Origin of the sequence: Rhizobium sp. BK312 (assembly GCF_014193605.1) — a bacterium.
Lineage (GTDB): Bacteria > Pseudomonadota > Alphaproteobacteria > Rhizobiales > Rhizobiaceae > Rhizobium.
Window position 1 is genome coordinate 103,090 of sequence record NZ_JACHZP010000004.1, and the last position, 17,639, is coordinate 120,728.

Sequence of the window (17,639 nt, forward strand, 5' to 3'; positions counted from 1 at the left end):
ACATTATACGGCGAGAAAAACGCATGAATGATTTGCTCTCCATACCGTGCGTGCTGATGCGGGGCGGCACCTCGAAGGGCCCGTTCTTTCTGACGTCGGATTTGCCGCAGGACCCTGCCGAGCGGGATCAAGTGCTTTTGTCGGTGATGGGTTCTGGGCACCCGCTTCAGATCGATGGCATCGGAGGGGGAAATCCGGTCACCAGCAAAGTTGCCATCTGCGGTCCTGGGACGGTGCCTGGCGCCGACGTGGACTATCTGTTTGCGCAGGTTCGCGTCGACAGGCAGATCGTCGATACCTCACCCAATTGTGGGAACATGCTGGCGGCTGTCGGGCCGTTCGCGATAGAGGCGGGGCTTGTGCCGGTCGCCGGAGAGACCACCCTCGTCAAAATCTTCAACGTCAATACCGGCAAGATGATTGAAGCCGAGGTTCCGACACCGAACGGCGCGGTAGCCTATCTCGGCGACGCGAAGATCGATGGCGTACCCGGCCAGGCCGCTCCGATCGCGCTTACGTTCAAGGATGCGGCAGGTGCCCGAACGGGCCAGCTCTTCCCGAGCGGCAAATCGATAGAGACGATCGACGGCATCGACGTGACCTGTATCGATTGCGCGATGCCGATGCTCCTGATTGAAGCGGCCTCGCTTGGTGTGACCGGATACGAGAGCGCTGCTGAACTGAACGGCAATCATTCGCTGATCGAGCGGCTGGAAGATTTTCGTATCCTTGCCGGCGAGAAAATGGGAATGGGCGATGTTCGCAGTCAGGTCACTCCGAAACCGGTTCTCATCTCTCCCGCCAGACAAGGCGGCGCATTGAACGTTCGCTACTTCATGCCGAGTGAATGCCATCCGTCACTGGCGACAACAGGTGCTGTCGGGATTGCAACGGCCTGCGTAAGCGAAAACACTGTGGCATCCCGCCTTATTGGCGTTCAAACACCGCCCATTGTGCTTTCCATTGAACATCCGAGCGGCCATCTGGACGTGAAGCTGCAGTTGCGAGATGGGAAGCTCGTCGCCGGAATTCTTCGCACGGCACGCCGGCTGTTCGAAGGCCATGTCTTTGCGAAACCCGCCAAAGCGCTGGTTTGTGCAGCATAATCAATCAACCTATGGTGCCGGGAGGGTGCCAAAATGGAGGAGATCGAATGAAAAAGCTTATTCTCGCACTCGCTGCGGCGGTCGCGCTATCCGGAACGGCTTTCGCGGAACCTGTGCGCATCAGCGTTGGTTCCTACAACCTCAACAACCTGCCTTTCCCGGTCGCGCAGGGGCTGGGTTTTTATGAGAAAGAGGGCCTGGAGGTCACCGTCGAAAACTTCGCGTCGGGCGGATCGAAGACCCTGCAGGCGCTGGTCGCCGGCTCGACGGATGTTGCTGTCGGCTTTTACGACCATACGATTCAGATGCAGTCGCAGAACAAGCATGTTGTCGCCTTCGTAGAGCTCGGGCGCAATTCCGGCCTCGTGCTGGCCGGCGGCAAAGACGCGAAATTCGACCCGAAAAATCCGGAGACCATTAAGGGCGCCAAGATCGGAATCACCGCTCCGGGATCGTCCTCGGACTTCTTCATTCGCTACTATCTTCAGCGGCATAAGCTTTCCGCGAACGACGTTTCGATCGTCGGTGTCGGATCGGGCGCCGCGGCGGTGGCAGCGCTTCAGCAAGGCAAGATCGATCTGCTCGTAAATTACGATCCTGCGGCAACGTTTGTGGTCGAGAAGGGTGTCGGAAAGATCCTGATCGATGCTCGCAACGACGATGGTGCCAAGGAAATCTATGGCGGCATCTATCCGACATCGGTGCTCTACGCCACGCAGGACTACATTTCCAAAAATCCGGAGACCATTCAGAAGGTCACCAATGCAACGGTAAAAGCGCTTCAATGGATGAAGACGCACAGCGCCACAGAGATTGTCGAGAAGCTCCCGCCTGAATTCATTTCGGGCGACAAGGAGACATATATCAAGGCAGTTGAAAACGCCCGGCAGATCTTTTCCACGGATGGGCTGCTGGACGAACAAGATATCAAGACGCCTCTCGATGTCCTGACGTCGTTCAACGACAAGGTCAAGGCTGCCAAGATCGACCTTTCCAAGACCTATACCAACGAATTTGTAGCTAAGGTGCCGGCGACGGCATCGAACTGAGGGAGGTTAAGATGTCCGTGACAGCCTTAAAGCCGGCAGCACAGACACCGCATGCGGCGGCGTCACCCAAAGCGATGGTGGCAATCGAAAATGTCACTATGGCCTTTGGCTCCTTCGTCGCGGTCCAGGATGTGAATCTGGCGGTGGCCGATGGCGAATTCGTTGCTATCGTCGGGCCGACGGGCTGTGGCAAAAGTACGATCCTGAATGCGATCGCAGGTCTTTTGAAGCCGGCAAAGGGCTCGGTCTCCATCGATGGCAGCGTAGTCTCCGGCATCCAGAATAATATCGGCTATCTGTTTCAGCAGGATGCTCTGCTTCCCTGGAAAACCGCGATCGAAAATGTGGAGCTGGGGCCGATGTTCCAAGGCGTCGGCGCGGGCGAGCGCCGGGAGCGAGCCCTCAAATGGCTGGCGAAGGTCGGGCTTAAAGGCTTCGAGGATCGCTATCCGCACCAGCTTTCGGGCGGCCAGCGCAAGCGTGTGCAGATGGCGCAGGCGCTGATAACCGGGCCGAAGGTTATCCTCATGGACGAACCTTTCTCCGCGCTCGACATTCATACCCGGCATTTGATGCAGAATGAGCTGCTTCGGCTATGGCAGGAAGAGCAGCGGGCCGTGGTTCTGATTACCCATGATCTTGAGGAAGCGATTGCTCTGGGGGATCGCGTTGTGGTTCTGGCCTCGGGTCCCCGGTCGCGTGTCATCGACAGTTTCCCAGTCGATCTGGAGCGCCCTCGCGACGTCGCGGAGATCAAGCTCGATCCCCGCTTTACCGAACTCTATCGCAATATCTGGGCTTCCCTGCGCGGTGAAGTGGAGAAAAGCTATGAACGCCATGACTGAGAGACTTACCCAACTGGCATTGCTGCTGGTCATTGTCGGCGGTTGGGAGATCGGCGTGAACCTGGGCGTGATCGATGTCTTCTTCTTTCCCTCGCCTGTCGATATTCTGAAACAGGTATTCACGTGGGTGACCGATCCAGGCTTCTTCAAGCATGTGACCATCACCCTGACAGAAACGGTGCTCGGCTACGTCATCGGCACGGCTCTTGGCGTTGCGGCAGGCGTATGGCTCGGACTGTCCCGCTCCGCTGCCCGAATCCTCGATCCGTTCATCAAAGGCCTGAACGCCATTCCGCGTGTGGTCCTTGCCCCGATCTTTGTCCTGTGGCTCGGCTTGGGCCTGTGGTCTAAGGTGGCCCTTGCCGTCACGCTCGTGTTCTTTGTAACCTTTTTCAACGCGATGCAGGGCGTGCGGGAAGTCAACCCGGTGGTGCTGTCCAATGCGCGCATTCTCGGCGCGAAGAAATCCGAACTGCTGCGCCATGTCTATTTCCCGGCTGCGGCGAGCTGGATCCTTTCATCGCTTCGGACATCCGTCGGTTTTGCGGTTGTTGGTGCCATCATCGGCGAATATCTGGGTGCATCGGCCGGTCTGGGTTACCTCATTGCGCAGGCTGAAGGGAACTTCGATGCCGTCGGCGTCTTTGCGGGGATCTTCATCCTGGCAGTGTTCGTCCTGCTGATCGATCTCGTCCTGGATTTCGTCGAGGCTCGTCTGATCAAGTGGCGTCCCCGCGCGGCAGAACGTACCACCTGATTGCGCAAAGATAGTCGGAGCGTTCACGCATTTCTTCGAATTGCGTGAACGCTCTTTGGTTTTATGCGCATCCGGCCGGAAAGCCGGTGCGCATTTTTTCTGGAATTGCTTTAACGCTCAAATGGCTCGCCGAGGGAAGCGATACCGTTAAGCTTGAGCAGGCGGCGGTCGGCCGAGATAATGCCGAGGACGATAATCGTCACGAGGTAAGGTAGGCACGCCAAGAGTTGGGAGGGGACGGCAAATCCGGTCGCCTGGGCGGCAAGTCCCATAAGCGATACCGCACCAAACAGGCAGGCGCCCAGGAAGATCCTCCCCGTCAGCCAGGTTCCGAATACGACGAGAGCAATGGCAATCCAGCCGCGCCCGGCGATCATGCCGTCCGCCCAGAGCGGTGTATAGATCGTGGACGCGTAAGCGCCGGCGAAGCCTGCCATCATGCCGCCGAATGCAACCGCGGCGAAACGGATCGCAATAATGGGATAGCCGATCGCATGCGCGGCTTTCGGGTTTTCACCGACCGCGCGCAGCACCAGGCCAACCTTGCCGTAGGCAAACAGCGCCCATATGGCGATCGTCACGACAAGCGAGATCCAGACAACGATATCCTGGTTGAAGAGACTGCCGATAACCGGGATGTCCGACAGCCCGGGGATCGCGATCTTCGGCAGCGTGGTGATGGTCAGGCTCTCATAGCTCTTGCCGAACAGCGCCGAGAGGCCCTGGCCGAAAATCCCGAGAGCAAGGCCGGCCGCAACCTGGTTCGCGTTGAAACCAAGGATGATCCCGGCAAAGATCATCGAAAGGAGAGCGCTTCCGAGACCCGCGGCGAGGAAGGCGAGAAAATGGCCGCCGCCGTGATAGACGACAATGAAGGCGATGGCTGCGCCAAGCGCCATCAGCCCCTCGACACCGAGGTTGAGGACACCGGCACGCTCTGCGACAAGCTCGCCCAGGGCTGCCAGCAGAAACGGTGTTGCAGCTGCCAGCATGCCCGCAAGAATGAACTCGACAGCACTCATGATGTGCTCCGTGCGGATGTGGGACGCCATACGATACGATAGCGCACGAAGGCCATGGCGATCAGATAGATGAGGAGCAGGCTGCCTTGGAATACGCGGACCGCAGCAATCGGCAGATTGGCGGAAACCATGGCATTGTCGCCGCCGATGTAGAGCGCTGCCATGACGATCGAGGAAATGACGATGCCGATGGGATTGAGACCGCCGAGGTAAGCGACGATGATTGCGGCGTAGCCATATCCGGTAGAGATCGAACGCTGCAGCTGGCCAAGCGGGCCGGCAACTTCGGCAGCACCGGCAAGACCGGCCGCCGCTCCGCCAATGATCAGCGAGAGCCAGATTGCCCAACTCTCCTTGAAGCCGGCATAGCTCGCCGCGCGGGGCGCCAGTCCGCCGACCTGCAATTTATAGCCGGCAAAGCTCTTCTGCATGAAGATCCATGCGGCAATCGACAGAGCAAGGGCAAACACGAACGAAACATTGACGCGCGTTCCCTCAAACAGGATAGGCACCATGGCATCGTATTGGAACATGACCGACTGCGGGAAGTTGAAGCCGTTCGGATCTTTCCATGGCCCGAGAAGCAGATAATTGAGCAATTGCGCGGCGACGAAGCTCAGCATCAGCGAGACGAGGATCTCATTGGCATTGAGCCTGACACGCCAAAAGGCGGTGACAGACGCCCAGAGCGCGCCGCCGAGGGTGCCGAGCAACAGCATCGCCGGCCAGATCCATTGGCCCGTTGCCTGCGGCATCCAGATGGGTATGGCGGAGGCGAAGATTGCCCCGAGAATGAACTGGCCCTCGGCACCGATGTTGAAAATCTTCGTTCGAAAGCCGATCGCCAGACCCTGTGCGATCAGAAGCAGCGGACCGGTCTTCAGCAATACCTCCGAGAATGATGCCCACGAGACGAACGGCTCGATCAGCATGGCGTAGATCACCGCTGCCGGGTCGCGACCCATCGCAATGTAGAGGCCAAGATTGAGGGCGATTGTCACGATGAGGGCAATCGGTGGCGCGAGCAATTTCGCAGTCAGCGAGGCTCGTTCCCGTCGAACCAGGGTGGGCAGGATGGCGGAGAAGGAACTGCTCATGCGGGCGCTTTCTCGCGTTGGGACTGTACGCCCATCATGTATCGACCGATCTCTTCCGGGTGGGTGTCGCGCGTGACGAGCGGCGGGCTCAACCTGCCGTGATAAAGGACCTGGATAAAATCGCTGAGTTCGAACAGCTCCTCGAGTTCTTCCGATATGACGAGAATGGCCATGCCCTGATTGCGCAGCTCAATCAGCCGCTTGCGAATGGCGGAGGCCGCGCCCACATCGACGCCCCAGGTTGGTTGCGCGAGAAACAGCAGTTTCGGCGCCAGCATGATTTCGCGCCCGACAATGAACTTCTGCAGGTTTCCGCCGGAAAGTGAGCCTGCTTCCGCATCCGGGCCGGGCGTGCGCACGTCGTAGTTCCGGATACATTCGGTTGCGAATGCGGTCGCCTTGCCGCTGTCGAAGAGGCCATGTCTCACGAGCCTCAAGGGATGAGCCGTTAGCAGACCATTGAGCGTCAGCGACATTTCGGGGACGGCGCCATGGCCCAGCCGGTCTTCCGGGACAAAAGCAAAGCCGAGCTTCCGGCGGCTCGCCGCATCGAGGCTACCTACGTCGTGCCCCATCATGAAGATCTGGTCGCGCTTGTCCCGCGGCAGGGTCGTTTCCCCCGAAATCAGGGCTGCCAGTTCCTTTTGTCCATTGCCGGAAATGCCGGCAAGGCCCAGAATCTCGCCGCTGCGCACCGTCAGGCTGATGGCGGAGAGCGGCATGCCAAAAGGATCGTCGGGTAGGTAATCGAGGCCAATGAGTTCCAGGCGCTTTTCGCCTTCGGCCATAGGCAATGCAGGGATCGCTTCCGGCATGTCGCGGCCGATCATCATGCGGGCGAGATCATGGGCGTCATGCTCGCGCGGATCCACATGCCCGGTCACATGTCCGGCGCGCAGGATGGTGGCGCGGTCACACAGGGACTGGATCTCCTCCAGTTTGTGCGAGATGAAGAGGATCGAGACGCCGCCGTCTCGCAGCCGGCGCAGCGTCTCGAACAGCTTCCCGACGGCCTGCGGCGGCAGCACCGATGTCGGCTCGTCGAGGATCAGCAGCTTCGGATCGGTCATCAGGCATCGGATGATTTCCACCCGCTGCCGCTCGCCAACAGACAGTTCGTGCACATGGGCGAGCGGATCGACTTCGAGACCGAATTCATTCCCCAATGTGCGGATGCGCTGCGCAAGTTCGGCCCTGCGGCCGGCCACGATCAAGCGAATATTCTCGACGACCGTCAGGTTCTCAAACAGCGAGAAATGCTGAAAGACCATCCCGATGCCGGTACGCCTCGCCTCCGCAGGGGAGGCAAGGCTGAGAGGCTGCCCATGCCAGGCGATAGTCCCTTCGTCCGGTTGTTCGACGCCGTAGATTAGCTTCATTAGGGTCGATTTGCCGGCGCCGTTTTCTCCGAGGATGGCATGGATCGAGCCCTTGGCCACGTCCAGGTCGATATGCTTGTTAGCATGGACCTGGCCGTAGCTTTTGGAGATGCCGCGCAGCGACAGCAGCGGAATGGTCATGACGTGATTACTTCGGCAAAGGCGTCTTCACACCTTTGACATGCCAGTCCATCGCGACGATCTGGGCATCCGTCAATGTCGCGCCCGAAGCAGCTCCCTCGCTGCCGTCAGCCTTGGTGATCGGGCCGGTAAACGGCGAGAAGCTGCCGCTTGCGATCTTGCCTTCGGTTTCTTTGATCTTCGCCATGGTATCGGCCGGGATTGCCGTGCTCCAGTCGACGACCTGGACGACCTTCTCCGCGACGCCGAGAAACGCGTTGGCGCCTTTGAACGTGCCGGCGAGATGGGCATCGACCGATGCCTTGAAGAACGGCGACCAATCCGTGGAGACGCAGCCGAGGTAGGTTTTCGGCGCATATTTCTTCATCGAGGAGTTCAGGTTGAAGGCGTAGATACCGGCTTCCTCGCAGGCCGATATGACCGAGGGCGTATCCTGCGCGTTCGAGAAGATCACGTCGCAGCCTTGCGAGATCAAGGCCTTGGCCGCTTCCTGTTCCTTGGCCGGATCGAACCAGGAGTTGACCCAGACGACCGATACTTCGATGTCGGGCTTTACCGCCTGTGCGCCGAGCGTGAAGGCGTTTACCGACGTGATCAGTTCAGGAATGGCGAAGGCGGAGACCGAACCGAGCTTGCCCGTCTTGGAGACAGCCGCTGCCGCCATGCCAAGCAGGTAAGTTCCTTGAAAATACTTGGCGGCGAAGGGGGAGAAATTCGGCGCGACCTGGAAGCCGGAGGCATGCAGGACGCTGACCTTCGGATTGCGGCGGGCAACCTGAAGCGCGCCGTTCTGATAGCCGAACGAGCCGGCGATCAGGAAATGGTTTCCATCGGCGACCGTCTTGTTCATGATGCGGTCCGCATCCGGACCTTCGGCGATGTTTTCGATCACCGTTACCTTGACCTTGTCGCCATAGGCGGCCTTGATCGGATCAAGGCCCGCGGCCAGCGCATGGCCCCAGCCGACATCGCCGATCGGCGAGGGCACGACGAGCGTGATGCCGAGCGGTTCGTTTGCGGCAAAGGCAGAGCGGCCGGTAAAGGCCGTTGCGAGGCCTGCAACAGCCGCGCTCTTCATCAATGTTCTGCGGGTCAGATTCTTCTGCATCCCAGTTCCCCTTTTGGTTTTTCAGAATTCTACTGTTGCAAGTGCTGCCTCGGCCGCGGCAAACAGCGCAGCCTCGTCCAGTCCGGTAAATTCACCGCCCTGCCAGACGATGCGTCCGTTGATCATGGTCAGATCGGTGGGCATGCCGATCCCGACCTTGGCAATCAGGCTCAGCGGGTCATGCCGAGTCCCGACATAGTCCATCCGTCGCGTATCGATGGCGAAGAGGTCGGCGGCCATGCCGGGGGCGAGACGGCCGATATCGGTGCGCCCGAGCAGGCTTGCGCCTCCGCTTGTCGCATAGCGCAGAAAATCGAGCGGGGCGGGGACCGAGTGCTGACGCGTCGAGGCCGTCAGGCACTGCAGCATGTAGGCGGAATGGATGCAGTGCATGAGGTTCGAGTTGTCGTTCGATGCCGCTCCATCGCAGCCGAGGCCGATGCGCAAGCCGAAGGCCTGCATCGCCGGAATATCGGTCACTTCGGCGCCGACGAGGTAGACCGGCTCCGGACAATGGGAGACGCCGGTGCCGCTTGCCGCCATCTTGCGCAGCTCGTCATGCGTCAGTTCCCAGCAATGGGCGTAGAATGCATCAGGGCCGGCAAAGCCCAATTCGGTGCAGTAATCGACCGTGCGCATGCCATGCCGCGCCTTGATGACCGGGCTTTCGCCTTCGCCGACATGTGTGTGCATCTGCACGCCGCGATCGCGCGCGAGCGCAACCGACTCGACGAAGGTTTCGCGATAGCAATTGACCGGCTGGCAAGGTGCGACCACCACCTGGCGCATGCTGAAGGGGCCGGCATCGTGATAGCTGTCGATCAGCCGCGCGCAATCAGCGATGAATTCATCCGTGGTCTCGAGCATGGCATCCGGGATCGTCGACCCCTCGGACTTCGGCAGGGTGTTGCCGCCGCGGCCTGCGTGAAAGCGCATTCCGAGCAATTCTGCCGCTTCGAACTGGCGATCGATCAGGCGTTTTCCCGCGTGGCGAGGGAAGCAATATTGATGATCGAAGGCGGTGGTGCATCCGTGCTTGATCATCTCGGCCATAGCGGTGACCGAGGAATGATAGAAACAGTCCTCCGTCAGCCGCGAGAAGATCGGATAGATGCGGTCGAGCCATTCGATGACGGAAAGTTTCGTCCAGTCGAGGTCGGCCCGGTTGCGCACGAAGCACTGAAAGAAGTGGTGATGGGTGTTGACGAGCCCCGGATAGACGAACCAACCGGATGCGTCCTGGGCGATCGTGCCCTCGGGCAGGGCATTCAGCGACAGGTTTTCGCCGATCGCCTGGATCGCCGGGCCGTTGGTGAGCAGGTCGACGTTTCGGCGTACGCTCGGTCCCTTGCCCTCATCGACGATCACAGCCGTGCAATTTTTCAGAAGATAGCCGGTCATTCCATCACCTCTGCGCCACCTGGTGCGGATCGGGTTTCAGCTCATGCAGGCGGTGAATGCCGGGCATTTCGATGAAACCGGGCAGGCTGCGGATGGCGCGCATCCAGAGCCGGATCAACGGGTAGGGGTCAAGCGAGATGCCGCCGTCGGGCGCAAGCGCGACATAGGGAAAGCAGGCGATATCGGCGATCGTCGCCCGGCTTGCTGCAAGGAATTGCATGCCGCGCTCGCCCTGTTCGAAGAGGCCAGCTTCGAGCTCGCGCAGGGCAGCAACCCCTTGCGCCTGCAATGTCTTGATATCTCCTGGTCGCAGGAGCATTTCGTGGAGCCGCGCGCCACCAAGATTGGCTGTCAGACGATGCGAAAAGGAGAGCCACTGCTGCACGCGCGCCGTCTCCTGCGGCGAATCCTGCCCCAGCCATTCCGGCGCAGAATTGGCCGCGAGATAGGCAAGCATCGCCGAGGATTCGGTGAGCACAAGATCGCCATCTTCGAGGATCGGGATGGAGCCTGCCGGATTTAGCGCCATAAGCTCCGGCCCGCGATGCTCCGCGCCGGGATGGAAGTCGACGGGCCGGATGTCGAGCTTGATGCCGAGGATCGCGGCCATCAGCCGGATCTTGTAGCAACTCGGCGATAGAACATAATCGTAGAGCTTCATTGTGCGACCAACTGTGCGCCGTAGGTATAATTATGGCGCTTGAGCCATCGCCGGTAGGCGACCGAGGTGAGGTCGGCCCTTGTCGGAATTTCCATGCCGGGATCGAGCGGAAGAAGCGCGGGTATCTGGTTCTCGAGGATCGAGCGGTCCTGCAGGAAGATCGTCTGCTGAAAGTGGATGAGGTCCGTCATCGGCGTTTCACCATCGAAGAGCGCCATCCACGGCCATACGTCGCATAGGTCTTCAGCAAGAGGCTGGACGAACAGGGTTATGACGTCCCATTCGCTGGGGCGCGGAGGGCATGTCTTGTAGAGGACGGAACAGGTCGGGGCTGGCACGCGGTACATGTATTCGGTGGTAATGCCGCCGGTCGCGGATTTTGCAGCCTGCGGCTGGTAGAATTTTACTTGCGTTGCCCAGACTTCATCGACACCCTCGCGGATCTCGACCTTATAGTTTTCGACTTCCGTATGCGGTTCCGCACCGAGGATGTCGGTGTGGACAAAGGGAAAATGCGCGATGTCGAGAAAGTTCTCTACGGCGCGAAGCGGCGAGCAGCGCACACGGACCACGCCGACATCGACGAAGCGCCGGCCCGGCTGATCAGCCTCCGGAATGGCGAAAAGCTCCTTCTCCGGGTTCCCGAGGGAAGACCAGACATGGCCATACCGCACCCGGATGGGGAGGGCTCTTCCCTCGGCAGTTATCACCTGCGCATTGCCATGCCGATCGCGCGCGACCTCGATCGCCTCGCCCATTAGCCAGGTCTTGCTTCCCTTCTCGCTGAGTTGGCTGAAGAGGCCGACAGGATACCATTCATCCATCATGGCGCCGCCTTTCATTCCGCGATCTCCCTATGGCGCTCTTCCGCCGCACGGCGGATGGATTCAACAATCCGAGACGCCGCAATGCGGTCTGCCGGGCCGCGATCCCTGTCGATCATGAGAAGTAGGAGCGTATGCTTTTCCTGTGGCGCCAGAAGCAACCCAATCCAGGGAAATTCCGGCAGGCGGATCAGTCCCCTCGCATCGATCTTCGCCCCTGCCGCAGCCTCGATTGCCGCGACATCCCCTTCCACGCTCAGAGAGCGTAATGGGACAAGTTCGTCGAGCTGTGGAGGCTGCGTTGCCGGCTGTCCGACGGCTGCCCATAAGATGCCGCCCGCTTCTTCGATTTGCTGGACGGCGACACGAATGGTTTCCGGGGGAACCAGATCCGGATGGGCGGGAATGCGAATACATCCGCCTGACACCGCATAGCTCCAACCGTGATAGATGCAGGACAGCGCTTCGCCGCGGACGAAACCATGCGACAATCTCATTCCGCGATGCGGACAGCGATCGGAAGATGCAGTTGCGCGGCCCGACTGACTGCGCCACAGGGCAATCGGGCCAACCGATGTCCAGGCCGGTATGACGGTTCCTGGCGGCAGATCAGAGGAAAGGGCGACTGGCGCCCAGGATCCGGCCCCATCAAATGGCATGGTCTCAACTCTCTAATTTCACCAATGGCTTAGCGCCGCTGGTCATAGGCAGGCACTGATGCCTGCATCCCCGTAGCGTTCAAAGATTTTGCATAAATAATTCGCATTGGCAACAATGATTAAATAAAAGGCAATAGATCAGGAATTTCTAAGATGCGATGGCTGCGGGTCATTCATGACCCTGCGCTGAATCTCATCTACCCAGACGTCGATCGGACCGAGTGAGCAGCCCATTTCCAGCATGTCGATTAGTTCCACAGGCCCGGTGACCTCAAGTTCGATCCGGTCCGCATCAGAATGGAAGAATGTCTGCGAAAGCCCGAGCTTGTTGGCGTGACGCTGGATCCAGGGGACGAATGAGGCTGCGTTAAGGTCGCCCAGTATCGTCATGCGCTCCCGAAATTCACCTTGCGGCACGTGCATTCGCCAATGATCCTTGCCTCGCATCAAGATGACAGAATAACCGCTTCGTGGGTTTGCGAAAGGGGCATCTTACAAAGCAATGCTCCGCCGCCCCTGTGGACAGCGGAGCATGGGCCATGTCAATTCTTGACTGTATCTTCCAGGAAGAAGCGGCCGAGCGGGTTTTGATGGAACTTATCGACGTTCTTGCGCGCGACGTTGATGTAGGGGCTGTAGTAAAGGTCGATCCAGTTGACGTCGTCCTTCGCCATCTTCTGCAGATCGACATACATCTCTTCGCGCTTCTTGGGATCGAGCTCCAGGCGGGCCTTGGCAACCAGCTCCTTCACGGCCTCATTCTTGTAGTTGGTTGAATAGTTGTTGTTGGAATCGTGACCGAGCACGAAGGTCGTCTTCTGGTCCGGATCAAGGATATCGTTGGTCCAGTAGTTGACTGAGATGTCGTAATCACCGGCAACGGTCATGTCCCATTCCTGGCTCGGATCGACCTTCTGCAGGTTGGCGGTAATGCCGGCCTTGGCAAGCTGCTGCTGCACCAGGACGGCCGTCTGCTCATCCACTTCATCGCCGGCGCGAATGAGGTACTTCACAGTGAGATTGGAGACGCCTGCCGCCGAAAGCATCTGCTTGGCCTTCTCCGGATCGTAGGGGCGTTGCGGATTATCCGCATAGTAATACAAGGCACCCTTTGGAATATAGGAATTGGCGACCGTGCCCTGATGGAAGGTAACGGCGTCGACGATCGCCTTCTTGTCGATCGCCATGTCGAGGGCCTGGCGGACTTCCTTCTTGCCGAGGTCGCCATGGGCGTGATTGATCAGCAGGTGATCCTCACGCGTGGACGGATCGATCAGCACGTTGAGGTTTGGGTCCTTTTTCAGTTCTTCCACGCGCGAGAACGGAACGAAAATGGCGGTATCGAGCTGGCCGGCCTGCACGTTCAGCATCCGCGTGTTGTCGTCCGGTACAGAGATCCATTCGACGCCGTCGAGCTTGACGCGGTCGGCCTGCCAGAAATTCGGGTTCTTCTTCAGGATGATACGATCGCCGCGGCGCCATTCCTCGACGGAAAAGGCGCCGGAGGCGATCGGCTTTTCCGCATAAGCATCAGCGCCTAAGGATTGCATGCCGGCCTTCGAGATGACTGAGGCATTTGGAAGCGCAAGCGTCGACAGGAAGGGGGCCGATGCGTGCTTGAGCTTGATCGTCAGCGTGTGTGGATCAGTCGCGACGGCGGTATCGATAACCTTGTAGGAATCGCTCCAGAGCGACGCCGGATCGTCGCGGATGCGCAGAAGGCTGAAGGCCGCATCATCAGCCGTCAGCGGCGAGCCATCGGAAAATTTCGCATCGCGGATCTTGAAGACGTAGGTCAATCCTTCATCCGAGGTCGTCCAGCTTTCCGCTAGACCCGGTTCCAGCTTCGTGCCCGTCTTGTCGACGCGCACCAGCACGTCGTAGACGTTGGAGAACACCCAGTTGTCGATATTCTGCGCCGTCTTGATTGGATCGAACGTCGTCGAATCCTCGCGGCGGCCGATGGTCAGCACACCGGCGGCTTCTGCATAGCTCGCGCTCAATGTCAAGGCGACGAGAATTGCGGCAAGCCCAATTGTCTTCCACTTATTCATCATGAATTCGTTCCCTTCGTTGTTATCGCATGCGTTTGGCTGATTGGATCTGCCCGGCCGGTGCCGCGTCGCGTTTGCCATGTAAGGGCTTGTCCGGATCGATATCGGGAATGGCTGCAATGAGCGCCGCGGTATAGGCATGTTTCGGGTGGGAGAAGATTTCCTGCGAGCGGCCTTCCTCGACGATCTCGCCGCGATACATCACGACGGTCCGCTCACAGAGATTGCGCACGATGGCGAGGTCGTGGGCGATGAAGATCAAGGTCAGGTTCATCCTGCGCGTCAGCTCACGGAAGAGATCGATGATCTGCGCCTGGATGGTGACATCGAGGGCAGCCACGCATTCGTCGGCGATGATGAGCTTCGGGTTGACCGCAAGTGCCCTTGCAATGCCGGCGCGCTGGCATTGGCCGCCGCTCATGCTGCGCGGCTTGCGATCGGCGAATTCGCGCTCCAGCCCGACGAGATCGAGCAATTCGCCGATGCGTGCGGGGATCTCAGCCTTTGCGACCTTGCCCTGGACTTTCAGCACCTCGGCAAGCGTCTGGCCGATCGTCAGGCGCGGGTTGAGTGCGTTGAACGGGTCTTGGAAGACCATGGCCGTTTCGCGCCGGAGCCTTGCCAGGCCGGCGCTCTTCTGCTGGGTCAGATCGATACCGTCGAAAGTCACATGACCGGAGGAGATCGGGGTAAGGCCGAGGACGGCGCGCGCAAGCGTGCTCTTGCCGCTGCCGGATTCGCCGACGATGCCGATGGTTTCGCCCGGCATGACCTGCAGGCTGACGCCGGAAACGGCGCTGACCGTCTTTGCCCCGCTGCCCTTTAAGAAACCGCCGCCGACCCTGAAGTCGACACGCAGGTCATCGATTTCGAGAAGCGGCTTGGCTGACCTCGCCGGCCTTGTGGGTTCCGGCTGCGCCATCGCCACTTCGTCGGGCAGGGAAGGGTGGCTGTTGATCAGATCGATCGTATAGGGATTTTCAGGCCGGCTGAGGATCGTCCTTTTGGGACCCTGTTCAAGCAGCCGGCCGCTGCGCATGACGGCGATCCTGTCGCAGGTCTGGGCGACGATGCCGAGATCGTGGGTGATGAGGATGATCGAAAGCCCGCGCTTGTCGCGAATGTCGATCAGCAGCCGCAGGATCTGCGCCTGGATGGTGACGTCGAGCGCCGTCGTCGGCTCATCGGCGATGAGGACCTTAGGGTTACAGGAGAGCGCGACGCCGATCATGGCACGCTGCCGCATTCCGCCGGAAAACTCGTGCGGATAGCTGTCATACTGTCTTTTGGGATCAGGAAAGCCGACCTGCGCAAGGATCTCGGTTGCGGCTGCGCGCGCCTCGCGCGTTTTGAGCCCCTGATGGTAGCGGATGCCTTCGGCGATCTGGTCGCCGATGCGCATGACAGGATCGAGATGGCTCGTCGGATTCTGGAAGATCATGCCGATCTCGCCGCCACGCACCTTAAGCATCTCGGCATCACTGATTTCTGTGAGCTCTCGCCGTTCGAGGCGAATGGAGCCGCTTTCGATCTTCAGAAGCGACGAGGGTAGCAGCCGCACCAGCGAGCGGCACAAGAGGCTCTTGCCCGAGCCGCTCTCGCCGACAAGGCCGAGAATCTCGCCCTTGCCGAGATCGAGCGAAACGCTGTCGATCAGCGTGCGGGTGCCACCATCGAGTCTTGCCTTGACCACGAGGTCTCGAACGGAGAGCAGGGAGTCGCTCATTCATGCAACCCCAGCAGCTCGCCGAGTGCATCGCCCAGCATGCTGAAGCCGAAGGCGAGGCAGACGATGGACAGGCCGGGAAACAGCGTGATCCACCAGGCCGTGGTGATGAAGCTCTGGCCTTCCGCCACCATGACACCCCATTCGGCAAGTGGCGGCTGAACCCCGAGGCCGAGATAGCTGACGGCCGCGCCGCTCAGGAGCACCAGAACGGCATCCGACATGGAAAAGACGATCGAGCCGGCAATGGCGTTCGGCAGCAGGTGGCGGAACATGATCCTAGGCCGGCTGAAGCCGAGACTGACGGCAGCAACGGCATAATCGCTGCCCTTCAGCATCAGCATCTGCGCGCGGATGAGGCGGGCATAGGAGACCCAGCCGACCAGGGCCATGGCAATATAGAAGCTGCTCAGTCCCGGTCCCAGAATGGCGATGATCGACAGCATCAGCACCAGGAAGGGGAAGGCCAAGATAATATCGACGATGCGCATGAAGATCGCGTCAATAAGGCCGCCGAAAAAGCCGGCGATGGTGCCGACCGTGGTGCCGATCAGAAACGGGAAGAGCACGCCAATGACGGCGATCTGCAGATCGATGCGCGCACCCCAGATAACGCGGGAAAGAATGTCGCGTCCGAAATTGTCCGCGCCGAACGGATGCAGGAACGACGGCGCCTGCAGGCGCATATCGGCATTCTGGAAGATTGGGTCATAGGGCGCGACAATTGGCGCTGAAATCGCCAGAAGGAGGAAGAACAGAAGGATGCCGCCGCCGAGCGTCAGCGTCAGGTGTTTCCCAAAAAACCTGTTCCAGCCGGGGGAAGTGGTCGCCGCCGTGTCGATGCTCATAGCTTCACCCGCGGATCGGCGGCGACCGTGACGATATCGGCGAGGAAGTTGACCAGCACCGTGGCGCAGGCAAAGACCATCGCAACACCCTGGACGACCATGTAGTCGCGCGAGAAGATGGCGCGCACCAGCAGCTGTCCCATGCCGGGCAGGGCAAAGACGCTTTCGACGACGACCGTGCCGCCGATCAGCCAGCCGATGTTGACGGCGAGCAGGTTGATTGATGGCACCAGCGAGTTCGGCACGACATGCCGCCAGAAGACGATACCCTCCGGCATGCCGCGGGCGCGGGCCGCAGTCGCAACATCCGATTTAAGAGATTCGATCATCGCCGCCCGCAGGCTGCGGGTCAGCACCGTCGAAAGCGATAGCGCAACCGTCAGGGCCGGCAGGATGAGATGGGCGATCTTCTCGCCGATCGTCGAGCCGTAGCCCGAGACCGGCAGGACGCCGAGCTGGACGCTGAAGAGGATGATCATCATCAGCCCCAGCCAAAAGGGCGGAAAGCCGATGCCGAAGGTCGAGACGACGCGCACGATATGATCCGGTGCGCGCCCAACATTGCGCGCGGCGATCGCCGACATCGGCACGGCAATCAGGATCGACAGGATGACGCTCGAGACGACCAGTGCGATCGTCGGCTCGATCCGGGTCGAAATCAGCGGCAGCACGTCGATCTTGTAGAGGATCGATTTGCCCATCTCGCCATTGCCGAGGTTTTTGATGAAATAGAAATATTGCAGCCACATCGGCTGATCGAGGCCATATTGCGCGCGAATGCTGGCAAGTGCGGCAGGCGTGGCGCGCGTACCGAGGATATTGCGCGCGGGATCGCCGGGAATGAGGCGGACCAGAACGAAGGTGATGACGCTGATGCCGAAGAGGACGGGCAGGAATTGCAGCGGCCGTGTCAGTACGAATCTATAGCGATGCATGGCGGCGATCGCCCCCTTGTCGTCGGC

General features: G+C 59.9%; 17 protein-coding genes. 4 read left to right on the top strand and 13 right to left on the bottom strand.

From position 1 onward, the window contains the following. Positions 1 to 23: 23 nt before the first annotated feature. The 4 genes from FHT85_RS12800 to FHT85_RS12815 are packed head-to-tail and all read left to right on the top strand — an operon-like array spanning position 24 to position 3,757. Positions 24 to 1,106: a 4-oxalomesaconate tautomerase gene (locus FHT85_RS12800; RefSeq protein WP_112411036.1), complete on the top strand. Its 1,083-nt coding sequence runs from the start codon at positions 24 to 26 to the stop codon at positions 1,104 to 1,106. A 47-nt stretch (positions 1,107 to 1,153) separates the two neighbouring features. Then, the gene (locus tag FHT85_RS12805; protein ID WP_112411035.1) at positions 1,154 to 2,155 is read left to right on the top strand and encodes an ABC transporter substrate-binding protein; all 1,002 of its coding nucleotides are present in this window, start codon (positions 1,154 to 1,156) and stop codon (positions 2,153 to 2,155) included. An 11-nt stretch (positions 2,156 to 2,166) separates the two neighbouring features. After that, positions 2,167 to 3,000, top strand: coding sequence for an ABC transporter ATP-binding protein (locus FHT85_RS12810; RefSeq protein ID WP_112338120.1), 834 nt, complete (start codon positions 2,167 to 2,169; stop codon positions 2,998 to 3,000). Continuing rightward, on the top strand, positions 2,984 to 3,757 hold the full coding sequence (locus FHT85_RS12815; RefSeq protein WP_041678126.1) for an ABC transporter permease: 774 nt from the start codon (positions 2,984 to 2,986) through the stop codon (positions 3,755 to 3,757). Before FHT85_RS12810 ends, FHT85_RS12815 begins: the two co-directional genes overlap by 17 nt. A gap of 110 nt (positions 3,758 to 3,867) precedes the next feature. Here the strand turns inward: FHT85_RS12815 and FHT85_RS12820 are convergent, their stop codons facing one another. From FHT85_RS12820 to FHT85_RS12880, 13 genes are all read right to left on the bottom strand, one after another. Beyond that, the gene (locus tag FHT85_RS12820; protein WP_112411034.1) at positions 3,868 to 4,779 is read right to left on the bottom strand and encodes an ABC transporter permease; all 912 of its coding nucleotides are present in this window, start codon (positions 4,777 to 4,779) and stop codon (positions 3,868 to 3,870) included. Next, entirely contained in the window at positions 4,776 to 5,876 is a 1,101-nt protein-coding gene (locus tag FHT85_RS12825) for an ABC transporter permease (protein ID WP_112411033.1), read from the bottom strand. The genes FHT85_RS12820 and FHT85_RS12825 overlap by 4 nt, the downstream gene beginning before the upstream one ends. Further along, positions 5,873 to 7,396: an ABC transporter ATP-binding protein gene (locus FHT85_RS12830; RefSeq protein ID WP_112411032.1), complete on the bottom strand. Its 1,524-nt coding sequence runs from the start codon at positions 7,394 to 7,396 to the stop codon at positions 5,873 to 5,875. Before FHT85_RS12830 ends, FHT85_RS12825 begins: the two co-directional genes overlap by 4 nt. A 7-nt stretch (positions 7,397 to 7,403) precedes the next feature. After that, a complete protein-coding gene (locus FHT85_RS12835; RefSeq protein WP_112411031.1) occupies positions 7,404 to 8,504 on the bottom strand; it encodes a BMP family ABC transporter substrate-binding protein in 1,101 nt (366 codons plus the stop codon). Between the two features lie 21 nt (positions 8,505 to 8,525). Further along, positions 8,526 to 9,905 carry an amidohydrolase gene (locus tag FHT85_RS12840; RefSeq protein ID WP_112411030.1) on the bottom strand — a complete coding sequence of 460 codons (1,380 nt, stop codon included), beginning with the start codon at positions 9,903 to 9,905 and terminating at the stop codon, positions 8,526 to 8,528. 4 nt (positions 9,906 to 9,909) lie between these two features. After that, complete coding sequence (locus tag FHT85_RS12845) at positions 9,910 to 10,566, bottom strand: glutathione S-transferase family protein (protein WP_112411029.1); 657 nt, start codon at positions 10,564 to 10,566, stop codon at positions 9,910 to 9,912. Beyond that, positions 10,563 to 11,408, bottom strand: a complete 846-nt coding sequence (locus tag FHT85_RS12850) for an aromatic ring-hydroxylating oxygenase subunit alpha (RefSeq protein WP_112411028.1) — start codon at positions 11,406 to 11,408, stop codon at positions 10,563 to 10,565. The genes FHT85_RS12845 and FHT85_RS12850 overlap by 4 nt, the downstream gene beginning before the upstream one ends. Further along, complete coding sequence (locus tag FHT85_RS12855) at positions 11,405 to 12,049, bottom strand: Rieske 2Fe-2S domain-containing protein (protein WP_112411027.1); 645 nt, start codon at positions 12,047 to 12,049, stop codon at positions 11,405 to 11,407. Before FHT85_RS12855 ends, FHT85_RS12850 begins: the two co-directional genes overlap by 4 nt. A 138-nt stretch (positions 12,050 to 12,187) precedes the next feature. Then, the gene (locus FHT85_RS12860) at positions 12,188 to 12,472 is read right to left on the bottom strand and encodes an acylphosphatase (protein WP_112338135.1); all 285 of its coding nucleotides are present in this window, start codon (positions 12,470 to 12,472) and stop codon (positions 12,188 to 12,190) included. 119 nt (positions 12,473 to 12,591) lie between these two features. Then, positions 12,592 to 14,106 (bottom strand): ABC transporter substrate-binding protein, encoded by a 1,515-nt coding sequence (locus FHT85_RS12865; RefSeq protein ID WP_183774119.1) that lies wholly within the window; start codon positions 14,104 to 14,106, stop codon positions 12,592 to 12,594. Positions 14,107 to 14,125: 19 nt separating this feature from the next. Continuing rightward, the gene (locus FHT85_RS12870; RefSeq protein WP_112411025.1) at positions 14,126 to 15,829 is read right to left on the bottom strand and encodes a dipeptide ABC transporter ATP-binding protein; all 1,704 of its coding nucleotides are present in this window, start codon (positions 15,827 to 15,829) and stop codon (positions 14,126 to 14,128) included. Next, positions 15,826 to 16,677, bottom strand: coding sequence for an ABC transporter permease (locus tag FHT85_RS12875; RefSeq protein WP_112411024.1), 852 nt, complete (start codon positions 16,675 to 16,677; stop codon positions 15,826 to 15,828). Before FHT85_RS12875 ends, FHT85_RS12870 begins: the two co-directional genes overlap by 4 nt. Beyond that, positions 16,674 to 17,612 (bottom strand): ABC transporter permease, encoded by a 939-nt coding sequence (locus FHT85_RS12880; RefSeq protein WP_112411023.1) that lies wholly within the window; start codon positions 17,610 to 17,612, stop codon positions 16,674 to 16,676. The genes FHT85_RS12875 and FHT85_RS12880 overlap by 4 nt, the downstream gene beginning before the upstream one ends. Positions 17,613 to 17,639 lie beyond the last annotated feature (27 nt).